This is a genomic window from Streptomyces albidochromogenes, assembly GCF_005981925.1.
Taxonomy (GTDB): Bacteria; Actinomycetota; Actinomycetes; order Streptomycetales; family Streptomycetaceae; genus Streptomyces; species Streptomyces albidochromogenes.
In genome coordinates this window covers 1-4,974 of the sequence record NZ_VBVX01000407.1, presented here as the reverse complement: position 1 = coordinate 4,974, position 4,974 = coordinate 1, and the positions used below count along the sequence as shown (strand labels likewise).

The following is a 4,974-nucleotide window of genomic DNA, read 5'->3' as shown; positions in this document are numbered from 1 at the left end:
AGTCCAGCTGCGCCGGGTCGTCGACCATCACGGTGACGGCGGCGGGCGGGTGGTTCATCGGGGCGGCTCCGTGGCCGGTTGTGCGGTCTTGCGCAGACCTCGTTCGACGCGGTCGGCGATGCCCTTCGCCTCGTGGCCGAGGCCCGCCTGGGCGGGGGCGTTCGTCGCGCCGGCGACGGTGGCCCGGCCGGCGGGCTGCGGGTCGGCGACGGCGCGGCCGTCGGCGAAGCCGGAGACGGCGTACACCACGACGGGTACGTCGGTGAGCACACGCACCGTCCAGCTCGCGCGCTGCCGGTCCCCGAAACCGGCGGCGACGGTGCCCTCGGCGGGGTAGGTGCGGGGCATCAGGTCGGTGCGGTCCGCGAGGCCCTCGGTGCTGAAGCGGGCCCGCAGCGCGTTCATGGCCGGGGCGTCGGCCTCGGTGAACAGCAGGCCGACGGTGGTGACGCTGCTGGTGGTGGCGTCGGTGTAGGTGGCGCGCAGCAGGCGCAGGCAGCCGACCGGCTCCACCGCCTTGAGCAGCAGCGGGTCGAGGGCCTTCGCGCAGCCGCTGTCGGGGGCGACGGCGACGCGCGTCCAGACGCGGTCGGCGCCGCCGGGGCCCGCGCCGTCGCCCTTGATGGTGGGCGGGAAGAGCTTGTCCACGGGCGTGCTGTGCCACAGGCCGCGTGCCTCGGCGTAGCCGGTGGGCGCGGCGGCCTCGCCGTCGGCGCCCGCGTCGCGCTTGCCGTCGGGCTCCAGGAAGGCGTCCGTGGACGAGCGCCGTGCCCGCCGCCCGCCGCCGTCCGCCGGAGCCGACTGCTGCGCCGGCACCGGCACCGGGTCCGGAACGGAAGCCTTGCCCTGCGGCGGGGCGATCGCACCGGAGCCCGCCCCGAGCGGCACCTCCAGCACGTACGCGTTCCCGCCCATACCCGGCACTTCGTGCGTCTGGAGCACGCCGCCGTGGGCCGCCACGATGCCGCGCACGATCGGCTCGTGCACCGGGTCGCCCCCGGCGTACGGGCCGCGCACCTCGATCCGTACGACCTCGCCGCGCTGCGCCGCCGCGACCACGATCGTCGAGTCCGCGTAGCCGCCGCCGGGCGCCGCCGTCGGGGCCTTGCCCGTCGAGTCGATCCCCGCCACGTCGGCGACGAGGTGCGCGAGCGCCGTCGCCAGCCGTCCCGCGTCCACCTCGGCCTCGATCGGCGGCGCGTGCACCGCGAACTGGGCGCGCCCCGGACCGATCAGTTCGATCGCGCCCTCGACACCGGCCGCCACGACGCCGTCCAGCAGGACCTTCTGCTTGTCGAGCTGCTCGGTGCCCGCCGCCAGCCGCTGAAAGCCCAGGACATTGTCGACAAGAGTGGTCATACGGGCGTATCCGGCGGCCAGGTGATGCAGGATCTGGTTCGCCTCGGGCCACAGCTGCCCGGCCGGGTCGGAGGCCAGGGTTCCCAGCTCGCCCCGCAGTTCCTCCAGCGGCCCGCGCAGCGAGTCGCCCAGTACGGCGGTCAGCTGGGCGTGCCGCCCGGCCATCTCCTCGTACCGCTTGGTCTCGCGGTCGAGCACCTCCGCCTGCTTCTCGACCAGTTCGTCGTACGGCCGCCGGTCGGTGAAGGTCATCACGGCGCCGACGAGCTGGTCGCCGTCCCGCACCGGCGCGGTGGTGAGGTCCACGGCGACCGGCTTGCCGTTCTTCGCCCACAGGACCTGACCGCGCACCCGGTGCTTGCGCCCGGACTTGAGGGTGTCGGCCAGCGGCGAGTCCTCGTACGGGAAGGGCGTGCCGTCGGCCTTCGAGTGGATCGCGAGGGGGTGCAGCTCCTTGCCGCCGAGGTCGCTCGCGCGGTAACCCAGTATCTGGGCGGCGGCCGGATTGACCAGGACGACGCGTCCGTCGGTGTCGGTCCCGACGACGCCCTCGGACGCGGCGCGCAGGATCATCTCGGTCTGGCGCTGGGAGCGGGCCAGTTCGGCCTCGGTGTCGACGGTCCCGGAAAGATCGCGGACGACGAGCATCAGCAGCTCGTCGCCGGTGTAGCCGGACCGCTCGGTGTGGGACGCGTAGGCGTCCCGGCCGTCCTCCAGGTTCGCGCTGGTCACCTCGACCGGGAACTCCGTCCCGTCCGTGCGCCGCGCGATCATGCGGGTCGGTTTCGTACGCCCTTGATCGTCCGCGCCGTCGGCCCGTCGCATCGATCCGGGGATCAGCTTCGAGTCGAACGTCGGCAGGAGGTCGAGCAGTCCGCGCCCGACGAGTCCGGTGCCGGGCGACTCGAACGTCTCCAGGGCGATGGTGTTGGCGTTGACGACGGTGCCGTTGCAGTTGACGAGCAACAGCCCGTCAGGAAGTGCGTCGAGTATCGCTGCGAGGCGAGCAGCGCCTCGGGATGGCCTGCTGCTCACGACGACGGTTCCTCCCTGAACTACTGCACCTTGCCGACAGCCGGCCTCATTTTGCCCCTCGGGCCGCAAGCTGTCACTGGAGGGAGTCTAAAGGCAGGGGACATGCCCGCGACGGCGGATGAGGGGGAGCTCTCACCAAGGTTGTGTGCGCTTGGGGGCACATCGGACGCGGCGGCGTATGCCCTGACCAGGTACGAGTGCCCCACGGCGGCCACCGGGGCGGACCCGCGCGCAGCGTTCAACGCACGCTGGGAAGCACCGGCTCCATCTGGCGCCAGCGGGAGATTTCGCAGCCATTGCCCTGATTGAACTTCGCGTCGACGTTTCGCCCGTTCCAGGTACCCGTGATCCGCGCGGTGGCCGGCCCGCCGTGCTGGTGGGTGCACATCCGGTCCTGCGGCACGGGCGCGAACGGGTCGCCGTCCTCCCCCGCGAGCTCTTCGAGCCGGTCGCAGGCGGCCCGCGCCTCCGGGTGCGTGCCGCCGGCCGGCCCGCAGGTCAGCTCGTACGTCCCGTTGGCGGCGCGGTTTCCCGTCTCGGCCGTCGTCACGGTCAGCCGGTCCTGCGTGTCGCGCTCCTTGTCGTCCGCGCTCTGGAGCACTTCCTGGAGCACGGGGAGCGGGATCGGCGCCGCCGCTGCGGACGCGCCGGGGGTGGCGGCGGACAGCGCGGCGAAGGACGCGGCGGCGGTGAGGGTGAGACGGCGCAGCATGGAGGCTCCTGAGGTTCAAGAGGGGGCGGGAGTGCCCCGCACTCTCTAACGCTCCGCAGACCCCGGCGTTGCGCAACCGGTAAGACTTTGCCCTGGCACCCGCCCGCCTAGTACCGTGGTCTGCGATTGGTGGCATCCCGCAAGGCTGTGTCATCATCTGCACGCACCCACTCGCGCAGGCGAGAGAGTGTGCTGGAGGCGTCGCCTAGTCCGGTCTATGGCGCCGCACTGCTAATGCGGTTTGGGTCTTAAAGCCCATCGAGGGTTCAAATCCCTCCGCCTCCGCGCTTGATCACCGAAGCCCCGGTCCACGGACCGGGGCTTCGGTCGTTCGATGCCCGTCTGAAGGTCGTTTCCGCAGCTCAGCGCGGGTGTGGCCAATGGATTTCGCGTCACGGCGCAGGTCATGTAATGTTGTTCTCGCAACGCCGACGGGGCGGAAAAAGCCCCCAACGCCAAGCACTCGTAGCTTAACGGATAGAGCATCTGACTACGGATCAGAAGGTTGCAGGTTCGAATCCTGCCGAGTGCACAGCAGGCCAGAGGCCCTCAGGAGAAATCCTGAGGGCCTCTGGTGTTTCCCGTGCGAGGGCGAAGTTCAGCAACCGCGTCAGCGCGGTGGAGGATCCGACGCCCGGCACGCCGGATCCGGTGATCTCGGAGAGCTCGCCGGTCTCGGGTGACGCCTGCGCTTACGCCGGTCGGCCTAGGCGCAGCCAGGCGGGTCGTCCTCGGTCGGCACGAACTGCATCGTGGGCATGCCGACAGCGTCGAAGTTGGCAGTGTCCGGGCCGATCAGGGTCATGTAACCGGCGAGCCTCTGACCGTGCGGTGAGGATGGCTCCCCCTTGACCTGCTCGACACCGGGAAACACAGAGTCGAGCACCCACCAACGGCTGTCGAACTTGACCCACTTGATCCCGCAGTGCGTATTGATGTCATACGGATACGGCTTGTGGACGGCGGCGTGGCGCGACAGTGTCATGCACCTGGGACGTTACGGTCACGCGTCTCGTTCCGCCGGAGGGACCGTCGCGGTGAAGTACGAGAGCCAGGTACGGCGACCACCAGGAGTGAGCCGCACGGGTGACGGGTGTCCCGGGCGGGGGAGGACCGGGCCGTGGCAGGGGATGCTGCACCGCGTTCGGGCCGAAGGGAGAGCCGCCGCACCGGTGGCAGTGACCGGCGTGGTCCTCCGGGCAACTCGCCGGTGTGCTCCCGGAGTCCGGCGCCGGCTCGTCGAGGCGCGTTTTTGGCTGTTCGCCGGCCGGGGCGGGGCGCGGGGTCTAATCTGGACAGTGACAAGATTGCCGGGGTGCGGCTCCGCGGAGCGGCCCCGCCGCAGCCACGAAGGTGAGACGGACGATGCCGACGCTCCCCTGGATCACTCCCCACGCAGCTCCGCCGCACGCCCGGGCCGTCGTCATGGCCTCCCGGTTCGAGGTGCGGTCCCTGCGGGACGTGCCCCGGTTCCTCTGGAAGTCGCTCGCCGCGTGGCGGCAGGTGCGGTCCGCCCCGGGAGCGTACGGGGCGTCGCTCATCGCCCGGCCGACCCAGCGCGTCTTCTACACGCTCTCCGCCTGGGAGAGCCGGGAAGCGCTCTACGCGTACGCGAGGGCCGAACCGCACCGGGGCATCATGACCGGGCTGCGCGCGACCATGAGGGTCTCGACGTTCACCTTCTGGGACGTGCCGGCCACGGAGCTGCCGATCGGCTGGGACGACGCGAAGCGCCGTCTCGCCGACCGGGCGAGGAACGACGAGCCGTCGGTCTGAGGGGCGGCGGTCGTCGGCGGCCGGTTGTCAGTGGCGGCCGCTAGCCTGCGGGTATGGGCTGGCTGTGCGGTGGTCTGCGGTGGGCGGAGGGG

Annotated in this window: 4 protein-coding genes and 2 tRNA genes; 3 read left to right on the top strand and 3 right to left on the bottom strand. The window is 71.4% G+C overall.

Annotation, left to right across the window (positions count from 1 at the left end; translation table 11 throughout):
• Positions 1-54 precede the first annotated feature (54 nt).
• Both E2E34_RS31280 and E2E34_RS31275 read right to left on the bottom strand, forming a co-directional pair.
• The gene (locus tag E2E34_RS31280; protein WP_439333700.1) at positions 55-2,325 is read right to left on the bottom strand and encodes a PAS domain-containing protein; all 2,271 of its coding nucleotides are present in this window, start codon (positions 2,323-2,325) and stop codon (positions 55-57) included.
• Positions 2,326-2,632: 307 nt separating this feature from the next.
• Positions 2,633-3,106: an SSI family serine proteinase inhibitor gene (locus E2E34_RS31275; protein ID WP_138905225.1), complete on the bottom strand. Its 474-nt coding sequence runs from the start codon at positions 3,104-3,106 to the stop codon at positions 2,633-2,635.
• Positions 3,107-3,300: 194 nt separating this feature from the next.
• On the opposite strand from E2E34_RS31275, the gene E2E34_RS31270 reads away from it, so the two are divergent.
• Together E2E34_RS31270 and E2E34_RS31265 are read left to right on the top strand one after the other, a co-directional pair.
• Positions 3,301-3,391, top strand: a tRNA-Ser gene (locus tag E2E34_RS31270).
• Positions 3,392-3,565: 174 nt separating this feature from the next.
• A tRNA-Arg gene (locus E2E34_RS31265) sits at positions 3,566-3,638 on the top strand.
• Between the two features lie 174 nt (positions 3,639-3,812).
• Here the strand turns inward: E2E34_RS31265 and E2E34_RS31260 are convergent.
• Positions 3,813-4,091 (bottom strand): hypothetical protein, encoded by a 279-nt coding sequence (locus E2E34_RS31260; protein WP_244316303.1) that lies wholly within the window; start codon positions 4,089-4,091, stop codon positions 3,813-3,815.
• A gap of 380 nt (positions 4,092-4,471) precedes the next feature.
• Between E2E34_RS31260 and E2E34_RS31255 the strand changes: the two genes are divergently transcribed.
• Positions 4,472-4,882 (top strand): DUF3291 domain-containing protein, encoded by a 411-nt coding sequence (locus tag E2E34_RS31255; protein WP_138905224.1) that lies wholly within the window; start codon positions 4,472-4,474, stop codon positions 4,880-4,882.
• Positions 4,883-4,974 lie beyond the last annotated feature (92 nt).